The following is a 15,701-nucleotide window of genomic DNA, read 5'->3' as shown; positions in this document are numbered from 1 at the left end:
TGTGTGTCTGGGCACATTCGGGGTGAGGAGCGTCGCACGATAGTTGAGGTTATCGTTACTTACGCTCCAGCGTGCACGTTAGGTGTTCTCAGGATCCGGCGACCATCATTCACGCAACATAGCCCTCGCCATGGCTACAATGCCCGCCTTCCCGGGAGTTCTCATGTCCACGTTGCTCAACGACTGGCGTCATCGCTCAACCCATCGTCGTGTCTGGGCGCTGGCGGCGCCGATGATTCTGTCGAATATATCCGTGCCCTTGGTGGCGTTGGTCGACAGTGCGGTGATAGGCCACTTGCCGCATGCCCATCAGTTGGGTGCCGTCGCCGTAGGCTCGACGCTGTACACCTTTCTTGCCTGGGCAATGGGATTTTTGCGCATGGGCACCACCGGCTTTGCTGCGCAGGCAGCCGGACGCAATGACAGCGCGGCGTTGCGCCGGATACTGCTGCAAGGTTTGCTGCTGGCCGCCGGGCTGGCGTTGTTGCTGGGCGTGATCGCTTTACCGTTCAGTCACCTGGCGCTGGCGATGATGCAGCCGTCGGCCGATCTGCAACAGATGACGCTGGATTTCTTCCACACCCGACTGTTCGGTCTGCCCGCAGCCTTGGCCAGCTATGCGCTGGTCGGCTGGTTTCTCGGCACGCAGAACGCCAGAGCGCCGCTGGCCATTCTACTCGTCACCAATCTGGTCAATATCGCGCTCAACCTATGGTTCGTGATGGGCCTGGACTGGGGCGTGGTGGGGTCGGCGCGTGCGTCGGTGCTGGCGGAGTGGGCCGGTGTGGTGCTCGGTCTGCTGCTGGCCCGCAAGACCCTGCGCGCCTGGCCCGGCCAGATTGTCTGGTCGGCGCTGAAACTGTGGAACAACTGGCGGCCGTTGCTGGCGGTCAATCGCGACATCTTTCTGCGCACGCTGGCGCTGCAATCGGTGATGTTTCTGATCACCGTGCAAGGCGCTCGTCTGGGTGACGCTACGGTTGCCGCCAACGCGCTGCTGCTCAACGGCCTGCTGCTGACGGCTCACGCGCTCGACGGCCTGGCGCATGCGGTTGAAGCGCTGTGCGGCCACGCCATTGGCGCGCGTGACCGGGACACCTTGCGGCGTTCGCTGGTGGTGGCGGGGGGCTGGTCACTGATCGCAAGCGTGGGGTTTGCGTTATTGTTTCTGGTCGGTGGGCACGCCTTTGTCAGCTTCCAGACGGACATCCCCGAAGTGCGCGCCACCGCCATGACTTACCTGCCGTATCTGGCGCTGATGCCCTTGCTGGCCGTCTGGAGTTATCTGCTGGACGGGCTGTTTATCGGTGCCACGCGGGCCCGGGAGATGCGCAACGCGATGCTGGTCAGCGCGGCGGGCATCGCGCCGGTCGCCTGGCTGGCGTCCAGCCACGGCAACCACGCGCTATGGCTGACGTTTCTGGCGTTCACCTTGCTGCGCGGCTTGAGCCTGGGGGCCATCGCCTGGCGTCTGACGCGCAGGGACGGCTGGTTCGTTCACTGAGCCGTTAAGCCCCAACCCTTTGTTTCACGCTGCGCACCTGGCGTGTGTTTGACGAACATGTCCACCTCGTCAACCACTGGAGCCAGACCGCTGAGCAACTTGGCAAACGCGCCGACCAGAGTGCCGTGGTTGGTGCGTGAGAAGTACAGGTCACGCGCCGGCACATTCGCCGCGCGCAGCTTCTGCGCCAGCCCGCCGGTATTGCGCCTGGGATTGACCAGCGTATCGGTATTAGACGCCATCAGCAGCGCAGGCGGGGCGCCGGCACTGACGTAGTTGATGGGTTGCGACTCGGGTGGCGAGTTCGGGAAGAAGAACACCGGCTTCACTTCTTCTTCCTCAATGGGCAGGAAGTCGTAAGGCCCGGCCAGACCGATCCAGCCGCTGAGGATGGAAGGTGCAAGTCCCTCACGAGCCAGCCAGCGTGGGTCAAGCGCCAGCATTGCAGCGTTGTAGGCGCCCGCACTGTGCCCCATCACGTACAGTCGATCGGGATCGCCACCGTAGGTTTTTGCGTTTTTGTAGGCCCAGGCCAGCGCTTTGGCCGAGTCATCCAGAAAGTCCGGGTAGCGCACCTGTGGATAGAGTCTGTAGTCGGCGATGACCACCACCATGCCGCGCGCGGCCAAGGCTTCCCCTACGAAGGCGTAATCAGTTTTAGAGCCCCTTCTCCAACTGCCTCCATAGAAAAACACCACAACCGGTGAGTTGGCGGTTTTCGACCGTGGCATGTAAATGTCCAGTTTGTTGCGTGGATAAGGCCCATAGGCCAGCCCGTTGACATGCTCGACAGGACCGCTCGGATTCAGCGAGTTCAGCACTTTCAGCGGCGAGCAGCCGGACAACACTGCCAGCACAGCACCGGTGATCAGCGTCAGGAAAATCGCTCGAATCATATACAAGCCTCAGGCAGTGGATTGGGACATGCATGAGACCATCGCTTTGCGCCCCAGTGCCGCACAGGTACCGCTACGTTGCTTGCGGGCAGGTGGATCACCTGAGGCATCGGCTGCGTTGTTGAGGTGCTGCTGAAGCGCTCATCGTTATACATAAGTCCTGACGAGCCAGGAAAACGTGGCTCTCAGCTCCCACGGCCTTCGGCCAGAATCAAAAGCGGACTTGTGTATAACGACGAGGGTAAATGTGGTTTCACCCCCGTCTTTCGTGCCCTCAGGACGACAAGTACGACGAGCGGGTCAGGCCTAGGCGCAGGGCGTCGAGGAAGTAGGTGCGTTCGCGTGGGGTGATCTTGGCGCTGGCGACCTTGTCCCGATAATGGGTCATCAGTTCTTCCGGCGACAAATGCACGTAGCGCAGCATGTCTTCGATGGTGTCGTGGGTCTCGATACCGGCGTGGTACACGCTGCCGTCCGGGTTCTGGTAGATGTTCACCGAGTCGGTGTCACCGAACAGATTGTGCATGTCGCCCAGAATTTCCTGATAAGCGCCCACCAGAAAGATGCCCAGCAGATAGTCTTCGCCTTCGTTCAGCGAATGCACCGGCATGCTGGTCTCGATGCTCTGCTCGTCGACGTATTGCTTGATCTTGCCGTCGGAATCGCAGGTCAGGTCTTGCAGCACGGCGCGGCGTACCGGCTCCTCGTCGAGGCGATGCAACGGCAGGATCGGCAACACCTGGCCGATTGCCCAGGTGTCCGGCAGGCTCTGGAACACCGAGAAGTTGCAGATGTACTTGTCGGCCAGCTTGTCATTGAGCTCGTCCAGCACCTGACGATGCGAGCGTTGACGGGCTTTCAGCGAATTGTACAAACGGCGGCAGACAGCGAAGTAGCATTGTTCGCCCAGCGCCTTCTCGGCCAGGCTGATCTTGCCATCGGCGTACTGGGTGGCGATGTCGCTCATGTAGTGCGTGGCGCGCCAGTAGGTTTCGGTGACCATCTCGATGTCGGTCGGCCCCAGCAGGTCAACCAGCCACTGCACGGTCTCCGGCAGGCTTTCCTTGTCGGCAATCTTCGGCACTTCGTCGTTATGCTTCTCGACGTCGGTAACCTGCACCACCAGCATGGCGTGGTGGGCGGTCAGCGAGCGGCCGCTTTCCGAGAAAATGTGCGGGTGCGGCAGGCTCTGCGCGTCGCAGAATTCCTTGAGCATGCCGACCACGACACCGGCGTAATCGTCCATGTCGTAGTTGATCGAGCTGGCATTGCGCGAGTGAGTGCCGTCGTAATCGACGCCCAGACCGCCGCCGACGTCGATGTAGTCCACCGGCAGGCCGAGTTTGCGCAGTTCGCCGTAGTAGCGGATCGCTTCCTTGAAGCCGTGCTGGTAGTCCGCCAGGTTGGCGATCTGCGAGCCCATGTGAAAGTGCAGCAGGCGGATGCCCTGATCGAGGCCTGCCTTGCGGAAGCGCTCGACCACTGAGAGCAATTGCGCGGCAGACAGACCGAACTTGGATTTCTCGCCGCCCGTGTCTGCCCACTTGCTCGACGCAAGGGACGACAGGCGCACGCGCAGGCCAACCTGAGGGGCGACTTTAAGCTCGGCGGCTTCTTCGATGACCAGTTCGACTTCGGATTCTTTCTCGATGACGATGAACACGTTGTGGCCCAGCTTCTGGCCCATCAGCGCCAGCCGGATGAACTCGCGGTCCTTGTAACCGTTGCAGACGATGGTGCCGCCTTTGGGCGCCAGGGCCAGCACGGCCATCAGTTCAGGCTTGGAGCCGGCTTCCAGACCAATCGAGACGTTCTGCGTGGCGATGATGTTTTCCACCACCGCTTCCTGCTGGTTGACCTTGATCGGGTACAGCGCGGTGTATTGGCTCTGGTATTCCAGGCGCGCGATGTTGCTGTCGAATGCGCCGGTCAGTTGACGCACGCGGTCCTGCAGAATATCGGGGAAGCGCACCAGCAACGGCAGCGACAGGCCACTTTTGCGCAGGTTGTCGACTTGCTCATAGAGATCGATGGGCGAGCTGTCCGGCCCGTTGGGGCGAACTTCAACGCGGCCCGCCTCGTTGATTGCAAAATAACCCGCGCCCCAATGGCGAATGCCATAAACGCTGCGGCTGTCCGCAACTGTCCATTGGCTGCCATCGTCTTTGCGTGTGCGTCGTACGGACATCGAGGTCCCCTATAAAGAAGTCATAGCGCCAGCCAGTAGCCGGCTGGGCGCAGTGTAATGAGTTGAAATGACGATTTGAGTCGCGGGTTCAGCCGCCGGACTTTTTGGCCTTGAAGCCTTTCTTGACGAGTTCTGCGATCAGCAGTTCGACATGATCGCCCTGGATCTCGATCACATCGTCCTTGAGCGATCCGCCGGTGCCACAGCGTTGCTTGAGGGCCTTGGCCAGCTCTTTGAGCGGCTCTTCGGCCAGCGGCACGCCGCTGATGGTGGTGACTGTCTTGCCGCCACGGCCTTTGCTTTCGCGACGTACCCGAGCAACGCCGTCGCCTTCGGGGATGGCAGTCTGTTTGCAGGTGCATTCGGCAACAGGCTGACGACAATCGGGGCAGTGGCGCCCTGCGTCGGTTGAAAACACCAGGCCACCCAGGGCGGCGAGGGAAGCGGCTTTTTTAGCCACGGAACATCCTCTTGTTGAGGACTGAAGATGGGTCGGGCTCACACGAGCCATCGACCGCGAAGCCCCACTCTGGCAGGGGCAGCGCTACTGGAAGGGCAGGGCCGGTCCAGTTTGAAAAAGGTCGCGCAGTGTAACGGCAAATAGCCCGAATGCTAAGAGGCTCGATGCGCCAATTTACTGAACAGTCGCTTTACCGAACACTTTCATCGCTAAACAGAAACAGACTGATTCAGGTAGCGTTTCAGCGCAGCCAGCGAGTCCGGGCAGTAGGGCGTGTGTTCTGCCTGATGCAGCACTTCGTCGATGGGCATGAAGCGCGCTTCCAGTACCTCCTCAGGTTGCAGTTTCAGCGGCCCGTCCCACACAGCCGAAAACACTGCACACCACAGGCGGTTGCCGGGCTGATCGAAGAAAAACTGTTCGTGCGCCTGCAACGGCACGCCACTGACGCCCAGCTCTTCTTCAAGCTCACGGGCCGCAGACTCGGCGTAGCTTTCCTCCGCCTGAACCATCCCGCCAGCCGCCACATCCCAGTAACCTGGGTAGATCGCCTTGCTCAGCGTGCGCCGATGCACACAGAGGTCCCCGGCACTGTTGAACAGCAGAATATAGGTGCCGCGGCCGATCAGCCCGCGTTCACGCAAATCGGCGCGTACCCGTGAACCGAGCAGACAATCCTGCTCGTCGACCCAGGCAATGTGCTCGGCGTCGGAGGCGGCGCGGTGCGCGGCCTCGTTCGGGGAGATATCCATCAGCCCTGATTCAGCAACTGGCGAAGGTCGATCACCGCAGCATTGGCGCGTGAGATGTAGTTGGCCATGACCAGCGAGTGGTTGGCGAACACACCGAACGGGCTGCCGTTGAGAATCATCGGGCTCCACAGCGGCTCCTGAGAGGCCTCCAGTTCACGAATGATCTGACGCACACTCACTGTCGCGTTCTTTTTGGCCAGCACATCGGCAAAATCCACTTCGATGGCGCGCAGCAAGTGCGACAGCGCCCAGGCCTGACCGCGCGCTTCATAGAAGACGTTGTCCACTTCCAGCCATGGGGTTTCAACGATTTCCTCGTCAACCTGCGGTACTTCGCCAGGCTTGACCGAAACAGCGGCTTCGGTTTTCAGCGTGCTGTTGAGTTTGACCCTGCCGACACTGGCCGAGAGGCGCTGCGACAGCGAACCCAGGCGCGTTCCGACATCACCCAGCCAGTTGTTGAGGTTGTCGGCGCGGGCGTAAAACAGTGCGCCTTTCTGGTTCGGATCGGACAGTCGTGCCTGGTAGCGGCTCAGAGATTTAATGCCCTCGGCATACTGCGATTCACTGGAGGGCAGGATCCAGCTGCGATTGTTGAAGTTGAACAGCGGCTCGGCACGCGCCAGATCGCCATCTTCGGCAGATTGCGACTGCGAGCGGGCGAAGTCCTTGCGCAGCGCACGGCTCAGGTCACGCACCTGAACCAGCACGCCGTATTCCCAGCTCGGAATGTTGTCCAGCCACAGGCCAGGCGGCATGCGGTCGTTGGAGAGGTAGCCGCCACGCTTGTCGAGCAAAGTGCCGGCCACGGTTTTCAGGGTTTCGACCGTGGTGTAGCCGATCACTATCTGCTTGCCTTCGCGTTCTGCGGCGGCTTGAGCGTTTTGTTGTACCGGGAACAGTGCGGGTTCTTTGCTCCAGTACCAGCCGACAACGAGCGCCACCAGCAGGTAAATCAAGATCAAGGCGCCCAGAGCGCGGCTATAGAACAGGTTACCCAGGTAACCCCGGCGCTTGACCGATGCGGTGTCAGCGGTGCGCTCACCCGCGCTGCCTGCGCGGTTTTTCCAATCCAGCATGGTAGGGTCCTTTCGATCTTGAGTTGAATGCTACACGGCGTTCGACCGCAACCTTCCTGGGCAGTTTCAAGCGATAAGCTGGAAGCTGCAAGCGGTTAGCTTCAAGCCTCAAGCCTCAAGCCTCAAGCCGACCGCTTCTAGTTTGCAGCTTGCAGCTTGCAGCCAAAAGCTTATAGCTATTATCTATCAGTCGATTAATTTTGAGTAGTGGCCATGCGCCATCAAAATGTTGTCAAATAAGTGACTTGCGGCGCTCTTCTGTCGTATGGGAGGTGCTAGCATAGCGCCATCAGCCATTTCGCTCAGTAAATCAACAGTAGTCTGAATATGACCGAGCTCGAAGATCCTAGCCGCGATCGTCTCAAGCATCACTTTGCCCAAAGGGTCATTCATCAGGCTCGGCAGATTCTGGAGACGTGGCAACGCCTGCAAAAAGCCCAGTGGTCGGTTGCCGACATGGCCGAGCTCAAAGAGGCCACGCTGCGTCTGATGCGTTTTGCCGAGCGCTTCGAGCAAGCTGAGCATGTGGCCCTGGCTCACGAGATCAATCAGTCACTGGACGCGGTTGACGCCAATCGCGGCCGGCTCAACAGCCACGTCATCACAGAACTCAATCGCCTCATGCAGCGCCTGTCGCGCACCGGGCTGCGGCATGGCGACCGGCTCGAGCAAACGTCGCTGCCGCCGCTGCGCAAGCCGGTTTACGTGGTGCTTCAGGACCATGAGCGGGCCGAGCGTCTGGCCAAACAGCTGGAGTTTTTCGGTTTGTCGGCCCTTTCACTGCACAGCGTTGCCGATTTCCAGCGTGCCATGGCGCAGCGGCACCCGGCGGCTATTGTCATGGACGTCGATTTCAGCGGTCCTGGCATGGGCTTGGAGCTGGCCTCGCAGGCGCAGGAAGGGTTGGAGCAAAAGCTGCCGCTGTTGTTTTTCAGTGTGCATGAAACCGACACGCCGACCCGGCTGGCAGCGGTGCGCGCCGGTGGTGAGGAGTTTCTGACCGGCGCGCTGGAAGCATCGAGCCTGCTGGAAAAAATCGAAGTGCTGACCTGCGTGGCGCAATACGAGCCTTATAAAGTGCTGATCATCGATGATTCCCGTGCCCAGGCTATGCACACCGAACGCGTGCTGAATGCCGCCGGGATCGTGACGCGGGTGCTCATTGACCCTATTCAGGCGATGTCCGAACTCGCCGATTTTCAGCCGGACCTGATCATTCTCGACATGTACATGCCCGGCTGTACCGGCACCGAACTGGCCAAGGTCATTCGCCACAACGACCGTTACGTTAGTGTGCCGATCATTTACCTGTCGGCCGAGGATGACCAGGACAAGCAGCTCGATGCCATGAGCGAAGGCGGCGATGACTTCCTGACCAAGCCGATCAAGCCGCGCCACTTGATCACCACGGTGCGCAATCGCGCCGCCAGGGCTCGTAACCTCAAGTCGCGCATGGTTCGTGACAGCCTGACCGGGCTCTACAACCACACGCACATCCTGCAACTGCTGGAAGATTGCAGTTTTCGTTCGCGACGTGAAGGCAAGCCGCTGTGTTTTGCCATGCTCGATATCGACCATTTCAAACGGGTCAACGACAGCCACGGCCATCCAATGGGGGATCGGGTCATCAAGAGCCTGGCACTGTTCCTCAAGCAGCGACTGCGTAAAACCGATTTCATCGGTCGTTACGGCGGTGAAGAGTTCGCCATTGTCATGCCCGACACCGACATTCATAACGCCCACAAGGTGCTCGATGAAATCCGTCACCGCTTTGCGGAGATTCACTACCCGGCGCAGCCTGCGGACCTGTTCTGCACCTTCAGTGCCGGCGTGGTTTGCCTCGGTGCAGATGATGACAGCCTGAGCCTTGCCTCCCAGGCCGACAACGCGCTGTATCGCGCCAAGCATGCAGGGCGCAATCAGGTGCACTCGGCGCTGGTGCAAGCGCCTTATCACATCGTGCTGGCAGAAATCGAGGCCTGAGCAGTCTTACCCCTGGCTTTCGATAAGCCGCTGCCGCTCCCCGCTTTTACCGGGTGAAAATGCCAGCGCCAGTTGAGTGCGGTTATGCATATGGGTCAGGCGCAGAACCTGCGACACGTAAAGTTTTACGGTGTTTTCGGTAATGCCCAGTTCGCAGGCAATCTGATAATTGGTCAACCCGGTACTGACCAGCCGCGCCACATCGAGCTGGCGACGTGACAGTTTGGCCAGAGCCACCGGCATCTGTGAGTCATTTTCAGCATTGAGCCGTGGTTTGCGCCCGGCCTGCGGCGTGTTCTGAGCGCTGTCCAGATTCTGATAAAGATCGTCAATGGACGCCGCCAGAAACTGGAGTTTCTCGTTCAGCAGGCCCAATTGCTGGCGGTTTTTCTGGCGCTCGGCCAGCGCTTCTACCTGCGACTGAACGCCTTCCAGCAGCTCATCAAGATTGACCGGCTTCTGGTAGTAATCGGCAATGCCGGCCCGCAGCGCCTTGATGACATCCTTTTTCTCGGCTTGCCCGGTCAGCATGATGGCTTCGAACAAATGCGTCTTGCCGCCCGCCATCTTCATGGCTTCGACCATTTCGATGCCATTCATGCCGGGCATTTCCAGATCGCACAGCACGATGCCGATGGCGCTGTCGTTGGCAAAGTGCTCGATGGCTTCAAGGCTTGAATGACAGCGCACACACGCATAGCCGCAGCCTTCCAGAAACTCGCCGAGTTCTTCAACGATCAAAGGTTGGTCATCGACCACCAGAATTTTTGGGACCGGGTAGTTATTCACATGCGACTCCATGCTGTTAAGGCCGGCAAGCCGGGACCTTTATCCATTCAGCAAAACATGATCAAGTTCTGTTTGCATACGCGACGTTACGCGAGCGCGATGTCTCAACCGTAGTCGTACTTTCCGACTATGTACATAGCATTATATTTTCATTCGACTAATGGATAACACACACTGTCAGCAGCAGGCCGATCAATAAGAACGGTGAGAAAGGATATTTGTCTGGCGTCCCGGGATTCATGTGTTTATAACGCTGCGTAACCTGTTGGTGTATAAGAGGCCAGACTCTTTTACCTATCAAGGCCCATGCCAGCATCGCGACGCCTGCGCCAATAAACGTGCATAACAAATAGGCAGTGTTTGATGCAAGCGCCAATGCCGTCATCAACTTGACGTCTGCAGCGCCCAGCCTGCCCAGCGTGTAACCGGGCAGTGTCAGGGCCAAGGCCAGCACCAGCGCCAGGGCGCCTTCAAGCGGCGGCGAGCCCAGCCAGGTCAGGCCGGTAACGGCCAGATAGCCGGCAGCCAGCGCTGCGGCGCCCAGTGTCAGCCCGTTGAGAATTTCCTTGCGGCGCGCATCCTGTTCGGCGCAAATTGCAAACCAGACCAGCAGAAAAAATAATTTCATCACGCAAAAAACATCCCGTTTTCCGTAAAGAACCTATGCTGTTCAAAGGTCGTAGATGTCAGGGTAGACGTTGAAATGAAAACACGTGCGCAGCAGACCTTTCCCGATAAGCAACAGGGTGCCGCTGCTATTGAGTTCGCTGCTGTATTCGTGGTGTTCTTTGCGGTGTTCTACGGCGTGGTGAGTTATAGCCTGCCGTTGCTGATGATGCAGTCATTCAATGCGGCGGCCAGTGAAGCCGTGCGCCGAAGTGTCGCCCTCAGTCCGACAGTTACAAATTATAACAGTCTATTGAAAAGCCAGGCACAGAGTGTCGTGATGAGCCAGTTGTCATGGATGCCGCCTGCGTTGGGCTTCAGTGCAAGTTATACCAACGTGACTTACACCGCCGGTGTGCTGACCGTCACCATCCAGTATCCCAAGACCCGACTGACCCAGGTATTGCCGCTGCTGACCCTGCCCGGCATCGGTGAGATCCCGCGTTTGCCGACCAATCTGACCGCCCAAGCGAGCCTGCAACTTGTCCCATGAAAAGAATCGCCTGAGCCGGTGGCTCGGACGCGGTGAAGCGCCGTCTTCGCCGCAGACCTTGCCTGTGTCCAGCGAGCCCGATCCGATCGGCGCCGACCTTTATCTACTGCTTGACGAAGAGGGGCGGATACAGAGCATCAGCCCGCAATTGCTTGCGCGACTGGGCATGGCAGCGCCGACGTTCGCTGCTCTGCGGCTGATGAACCTGCTGCTGCCCAATAGCGCGCTGGTCGTTGAAGGGGTGCCGCATGACTGGCTGGGGCACATGCTCGATCTGGACTTCAAGAGCGCCGACACGCACACCTTGCACGCCCGCGGCTGGGTCCAGGCGCACGGCAAGGGCTGGCTGCTGCAATTGCTGGATATCAGCGACCTGATGGAAGAAGCCAACGCCGCTCGCAGTCGCCAGCAGTGCTTGCGGTTCGCCGGGCAGATGGCCGAGCGTGTGCGTGTGTGCAACGTGGAACGGCTGACGGCGGTGGCGGCCGAACAGCTGGAAGAGCTGGCGCAGCTGTGGCGTATTCCTTGTGTGGCGCTGGTGTTGCCGGAGGTTAGCGGTGTCGGCTGGCGTGTCTACTGCCAGTACAGCGCGCATACGGCACCGGAACTGTGGCAGGTCGGACAGCGACTGGGGACGGCGCTGGACCGCTTCGATGCCAATATCACCCATCAATTGAGGTTTGGCAGCGGCGTCGATCAAGGGCCGTTGCAGAGTGTGTTCGCTAACGCTGACGGTTTTCTGATCCCGCACAGTCGTGACAACGCTCCCAAAGCCTGGCTGATGTTCGGCTTCTATGACCCGCGACAGCAGGCACCCGACCTCGGTGAGCGTGAGTGGCTGAACCTCTGCTCGGCGCTGGCAGGTCCGGTGCTGTTTCGCTTGTCCGAACAGCACAACCGTCACCACGTCGAGCGGCTGGCCGTGCTTCAAGGGCTGCTGGGTACCGGGTGGTGGGAGCTGATGCCCGCCAGCGACGAGGTCCTGCTGGCCCCGCAACTGGCGCGCAGTCTGCGTCTGGCTGACAGGGTCGAAAGCCTGTCACGTCAGGACTGGCTGGCGATGATTCATCCGGCAGACCGCCAGGAGCTTTCCAGCCGTCTCGCCCAGTTGCGTGACAAAGGCACGCCATTGCTGCTCTGCGTGCGTCTGGCGCAGAGTGACCCCGCGCAGGAAACCCTTTGGTTTCGTATTCAGGGCCAGGCGCTGATCAGCGGGCAGGTGAAGCGCGTGCTGGGTTTCATGCTCGATGTCAGCGATATCAAGAACCAGGAAACCGAGGCGGCTGCCGCCCATGCCCGGCTGGATAACCTGATTGCCAGCTCACCGGCGGTGATCTACGTGCAGCGTTACGATCAAGGCAACCTGGAGCCGACTTTTTTCAGTGACAGCCTCACGCCTTTGCTGGGCTGGACGCTGGCCGACTGCATCGAGGGGCAACTGGCTGAATACATCCACCCCGAAGACCGCGACATCTGGTTCGAGCGCAATCGGCAGTTGCTGCGTGAAGGCTTGGTCAGCCGGCGATACCGGTTGCGCGACAAGGGTGGCAATTATCACTGGCTGCTGGACGAGGCCCGGCTGTTGCGCGATGACCTCGGCATGCCGGTGGAGGCAGTCGGTTTATGGCTGGATGTTACCGAAGCCACACTGGCGGCCGAGCAAGTGCGCCAGAGCGAAGAGCGCTATCGCATTCTGGTTGAAGATTCTCCAGCGATGATCTGTCGCTATTCGCCTGATCTGGTGCTCAGTTTCGGCAACCGGCCGCTGGCCAACTACATGGAATGCACCCCGGAGCAACTGACCGGGATCAATCTCGGCGACTGGCTCTCGGATGAGCAGCGCGAAGCGTTCATTCGGCGCATCGGCCTGCTGACGCCTGAGGCGCCGTTGAGCACCGAAGAAATCTGCATCGAGTTGCCCGGCCGTGAATACGCCTGGTGGGTGTGGGCCGACCGGGGCATTTTCGATGAGCATGGCACGCTGGTCGAGGTGCAGGCCGTGGGCCGCGACAACACCGACGTGCGCCGCTCGAGGATGCAGTTGAATCAGAGCGCCAAGATGGCGACGCTCGGCGAAATGTCCACCGGACTGGCTCACGAGATCAATCAGCCGCTCAACGTCATGCGCATGGCGGTGGTCAACGTCTTGAAGCGCCTTAGCAGGGGCGATGTGGATATCGAATACCTCACTGAAAAACTCACGCGTATCGACACGCAGGTGCAACGTGCCGCCCGTGTGGTTGACCACATGCGGGTGTTCGGTCGGCGTTCCGAGGTCGAAGAGCAACTGTTCGATCCGGCTCAGGCCGTTGAAGGCACTCTTTCGATGCTGGCCGAGGGCATGAAAGGCAAGGGCGTGCAGATTCGCGTCGGGAGCATGATTGAGGCGGTGCGGGTGCGTGGGCATGTCGATCAGCTGGAGCAGGTGCTGATCAACCTGATGGTCAATGCCCGGGATGCCTTGCTGTCGCGGCGTGAAAAAGACCGTGAGTTCGAGCCGTGGATCAGTGTCGAAGCCGAGCGGGATGAAAATATCATCCGCCTGGTGGTTCAGGACAACGGCGGCGGTATTGACCCGCGTTTGCTGGAGCGCATTTTCGAGCCGTTCTTCACCACCAAGCCTGTCGGGGTCGGCACCGGGCTGGGCTTGTCGGTCAGTTACGGCATCGTCGATCAGATGGGCGGCCAGCTCAGTGTCAGCAACGTGGGCGAGGGCGCGCGTTTTCGCATCGAACTGCCGATCTTCAATGAAGGCTAGATGATCAGCTTTGCCTGGCCGATGTTGCAGCTCAGATTGGCCCCGACGTCGGTGGCGCCCAGGTTCAGGCCAAGCGACTCGAACAGCGGGTCGACGACCGTCGTCAGCAAGTTTGTGAGCGTATTGTCGACGATGGCGTCGAGTGCAACGGTCAGGCTGTTCAGTGTTACTGCCGTTCCAGTGATGACATTGCCCAACACGTTGCTGGTCGCGGGTTTATAGACGTTTACCTTCACACTGGAAACCGTGCCGTTGAGCAATGTGCTGGGTTTGGTGTTTGCAACGCCGGTCAGAAAGTACGGCGCGCTGTTGATTTCAGGGAGGTTGGGTGAGCTGAAGATGGTGCTGACGACCGTCGAGCTGCCCAATTGTGACTGGCTGACCGTGTCGAACGTGAGGCCGATGCCACCGCCGCCGAAGGGGGTACGAGCGGTGCAGTTGCCTAGCAGCCCCAATATTTTCTGGCAGGTTTGAGTGCCGATATCGAGTACGGGCAGCGGTGTGGTGGTTATTGCCGTGGGATCCGTGCTGGCAGGAAAACCGTCATTGATCAAGCCAACCTTGGCGCTGAGCAGTGCCGCATCGGTTTTGACGCTGAGGGTTTTATTGGTATTGCTGGTGCAGGTGAAGCCGGTGACATAGGTGTCGGCACTGGCCAGCGCCAGGCTCAGGTCGATTCGGGGGCCGGAGGTGCCGGAGGTCAGAAGCTTGATATCGGTGACCATACAGCTGTTCAGGCCCAGCGCACAGGTTGTGGAGCCTAGTACGCCAGCAATATTCAGACTCAACGCGCTGTTGAGGATTGGCGTCAGGCTGCCAACCACCGAGGTTGCCGTACTGACCAGAGAATTAATGTTGCCCAGCACCGGCAGGTTGATCGACACCAGCGCACGCATCTGCGCCGTGCGCACGTAGATCCGGTTGGCACCGGTTTTGGGATTGAGCGGGTCGATCTTGCTCGGGTCGCCGATGGCCGACAACTGAGGTGGCTCGACGACCTGAATGCGCGTCGTGACCTGCGCCAGGGTGCCTACGTTGATTTGCGCAGCCGTGGAGATTCCGGTCTTGTCATTGGCCAACTGCGCGAGGCCCTGAACCAGGTCCAGCAGGCGTAGATTGGTGTTTAGTGCGGCGATGTCCGAACTGCCCTGTATCGACAACAGGTCGCCCAGCACCACCGTGGTTGCACCGGCCGCCAGCTTCAAGGCCTGCAGGCCGGCAATAGTGGCCGTACCGGTCAAGGTTGCGCCGGGGTCGAGCACATTGATGGCACTCTGGATCAACTGGCTGACCGAAACCGACGTGTTGAGTACATCGCTGTAGCCGACTGCCGTCAGGTTGAGGTCAGTCTTGAGCCGGTTCAGGTAGCTGAGCAGGCTGAGGTCGGTGCTGGCAAGGCCCTGCCAGTTCGCAACGCTGAGGTTGAGTGACCCGCCGAGCAGGCTGCCAATGACCGGGTTCAGAATGGCCGCCCGGGTGCTGTCCACCGTCATGGTTGCACTGCGGATGGTCAGCGCCACCAGAGGTGCGGCGCTGGCGGCAACGGCTGTGGCGCTGAGCGTGACGTTGGCAGGCGATGGTGATTTATCGAACGCAGCACCAATGCCTGCGGCAATGCTGCGCGGCACCGGATGAGAGGCGACCACCTGAATGGCCAGCGCCTGGGTGGAATCGGCGACGAACACGCGCTGGCTCAGTGCGCCTACCGTGAGCGTTCCGCAGCGAGTCACCAGCGTGCGGCCATCGGTGTTCGGGGTAAAACCGTTACGGATGGCACTCTGGTTGGCAAAGTCGGGCGCACTGGCCGCACCGCTGCACGCTCCTCTGCGTCCTGCGGCCTCCAGCGCGGCGATATCCGCAACCCGTTGCAGCGAGCGTTTCTCCAGGTACAGCCTGCCGCTGTCGACCACGACCAGCGCACACAACAACGCCAGCCCCAGCGTCAGCGCCGCGATCAGGCCGATTGCGCCGCGCTGCCGAGCGGGCATTGCTGTGTAACGATTCAGGGCGGACATCAGCACTCCTTCGACAACGCCGTCGCTTACTCACCTGTTAAAAGGCAGTGTAGTCAACGTGTCGAAAGAGCAATGGCAAGGTGCCAGATTTGCGAAGTATCGCACCCGTTTCAGCGGG

General features: G+C 60.0%; 12 protein-coding genes. 4 read left to right on the top strand and 8 right to left on the bottom strand.

The genetic code is table 11. The annotated features are described in order from the left end of the window. The first annotated feature begins 163 nt into the window (after window positions 1-163). Complete coding sequence (locus PSPTO_RS25040; RefSeq protein ID WP_007244661.1) at window positions 164-1,504, top strand: MATE family efflux transporter; 1,341 nt, start codon at window positions 164-166, stop codon at window positions 1,502-1,504. On the opposite strand, the gene PSPTO_RS25035 is transcribed toward PSPTO_RS25040, so the two are convergent. From PSPTO_RS25035 to PSPTO_RS25015, 5 genes are all read right to left on the bottom strand, one after another. Beyond that, window positions 1,498-2,400: an alpha/beta hydrolase gene (locus tag PSPTO_RS25035; protein WP_046463551.1), complete on the bottom strand. Its 903-nt coding sequence runs from the start codon at window positions 2,398-2,400 to the stop codon at window positions 1,498-1,500. The two genes, PSPTO_RS25040 and PSPTO_RS25035, sit on opposite strands and share 7 nt — an antisense overlap. 274 nt (window positions 2,401-2,674) lie before the next feature. After that, a complete protein-coding gene (speA, locus tag PSPTO_RS25030; RefSeq protein WP_005763203.1) occupies window positions 2,675-4,588 on the bottom strand; it encodes an arginine decarboxylase in 1,914 nt (637 codons plus the stop codon). Window positions 4,589-4,676: 88 nt separating this feature from the next. Continuing rightward, the gene (locus PSPTO_RS25025) at window positions 4,677-5,048 is read right to left on the bottom strand and encodes a translation initiation factor Sui1 (RefSeq protein ID WP_011105201.1); all 372 of its coding nucleotides are present in this window, start codon (window positions 5,046-5,048) and stop codon (window positions 4,677-4,679) included. Between the two features lie 209 nt (window positions 5,049-5,257). Continuing rightward, on the bottom strand, window positions 5,258-5,800 hold the full coding sequence (locus PSPTO_RS25020; RefSeq protein ID WP_007244663.1) for an NUDIX hydrolase: 543 nt from the start codon (window positions 5,798-5,800) through the stop codon (window positions 5,258-5,260). Next, window positions 5,800-6,879 (bottom strand): DUF2333 family protein, encoded by a 1,080-nt coding sequence (locus tag PSPTO_RS25015; protein ID WP_011105200.1) that lies wholly within the window; start codon window positions 6,877-6,879, stop codon window positions 5,800-5,802. The genes PSPTO_RS25020 and PSPTO_RS25015 overlap by 1 nt, the downstream gene beginning before the upstream one ends. A 327-nt stretch (window positions 6,880-7,206) precedes the next feature. Between PSPTO_RS25015 and PSPTO_RS25010 the strand changes: the two genes are divergently transcribed. After that, entirely contained in the window at window positions 7,207-8,862 is a 1,656-nt protein-coding gene (locus tag PSPTO_RS25010; RefSeq protein WP_011105198.1) for a response regulator, read from the top strand. A gap of 6 nt (window positions 8,863-8,868) precedes the next feature. Here PSPTO_RS25010 and PSPTO_RS25005 read toward each other — a convergent pair whose 3' ends face one another. Together PSPTO_RS25005 and PSPTO_RS25000 are read right to left on the bottom strand one after the other, a co-directional pair. Beyond that, complete coding sequence (locus tag PSPTO_RS25005; protein WP_005763213.1) at window positions 8,869-9,651, bottom strand: response regulator transcription factor; 783 nt, start codon at window positions 9,649-9,651, stop codon at window positions 8,869-8,871. A gap of 157 nt (window positions 9,652-9,808) precedes the next feature. Next, window positions 9,809-10,279 carry an A24 family peptidase gene (locus PSPTO_RS25000; protein WP_005763215.1) on the bottom strand — a complete coding sequence of 157 codons (471 nt, stop codon included), beginning with the start codon at window positions 10,277-10,279 and terminating at the stop codon, window positions 9,809-9,811. 75 nt (window positions 10,280-10,354) lie between these two features. On the opposite strand from PSPTO_RS25000, the gene PSPTO_RS24995 reads away from it, so the two are divergent. Then, window positions 10,355-10,810, top strand: a complete 456-nt coding sequence (locus PSPTO_RS24995) for a TadE/TadG family type IV pilus assembly protein (RefSeq protein WP_005763217.1) — start codon at window positions 10,355-10,357, stop codon at window positions 10,808-10,810. Beyond that, window positions 10,800-13,568 carry a PAS domain-containing sensor histidine kinase gene (locus PSPTO_RS24990; protein ID WP_046463552.1) on the top strand — a complete coding sequence of 923 codons (2,769 nt, stop codon included), beginning with the start codon at window positions 10,800-10,802 and terminating at the stop codon, window positions 13,566-13,568. The genes PSPTO_RS24995 and PSPTO_RS24990 overlap by 11 nt, the downstream gene beginning before the upstream one ends. Here PSPTO_RS24990 and PSPTO_RS24985 read toward each other — a convergent pair. After that, window positions 13,565-15,583: a pilus assembly protein TadG-related protein gene (locus PSPTO_RS24985; protein WP_011105196.1), complete on the bottom strand. Its 2,019-nt coding sequence runs from the start codon at window positions 15,581-15,583 to the stop codon at window positions 13,565-13,567. The genes PSPTO_RS24990 and PSPTO_RS24985 overlap by 4 nt on opposite strands. Between the last annotated feature and the right edge of the window lie 118 nt (window positions 15,584-15,701).

The organism is Pseudomonas syringae pv. tomato str. DC3000 (assembly GCF_000007805.1).
In the GTDB taxonomy this organism is placed as follows: Bacteria; Pseudomonadota; Gammaproteobacteria; order Pseudomonadales; family Pseudomonadaceae; genus Aquipseudomonas; species Aquipseudomonas avellanae.
The sequence above is the reverse complement of the archived record's forward strand: the minus strand, read 5'-3'. Positions and strand labels throughout refer to the sequence as shown.

What these genes read in the sequence shown, in the direction of transcription:
- PSPTO_RS25040 (WP_007244661.1), top strand. Translation starts at nt 164, where the DNA reads ATGTCCACGTTGCTCAACGACTGGCGTCATCGCTCAACCCATCGTCGT.
- PSPTO_RS25035 (WP_046463551.1), bottom strand. Translation starts at nt 2,400, where the DNA reads ATGATTCGAGCGATTTTCCTGACGCTGATCACCGGTGCTGTGCTGGCA.
- speA (WP_005763203.1), bottom strand. Translation starts at nt 4,588, where the DNA reads ATGTCCGTACGACGCACACGCAAAGACGATGGCAGCCAATGGACAGTT.
- PSPTO_RS25020 (WP_007244663.1), bottom strand. Translation starts at nt 5,800, where the DNA reads ATGGATATCTCCCCGAACGAGGCCGCGCACCGCGCCGCCTCCGACGCC.
- PSPTO_RS25015 (WP_011105200.1), bottom strand. Translation starts at nt 6,879, where the DNA reads ATGCTGGATTGGAAAAACCGCGCAGGCAGCGCGGGTGAGCGCACCGCT.
- PSPTO_RS25010 (WP_011105198.1), top strand. Translation starts at nt 7,207, where the DNA reads ATGACCGAGCTCGAAGATCCTAGCCGCGATCGTCTCAAGCATCACTTT.
- PSPTO_RS25000 (WP_005763215.1), bottom strand. Translation starts at nt 10,279, where the DNA reads ATGAAATTATTTTTTCTGCTGGTCTGGTTTGCAATTTGCGCCGAACAG.
- PSPTO_RS24995 (WP_005763217.1), top strand. Translation starts at nt 10,355, where the DNA reads ATGAAAACACGTGCGCAGCAGACCTTTCCCGATAAGCAACAGGGTGCC.
- PSPTO_RS24985 (WP_011105196.1), bottom strand. Translation starts at nt 15,583, where the DNA reads ATGTCCGCCCTGAATCGTTACACAGCAATGCCCGCTCGGCAGCGCGGC.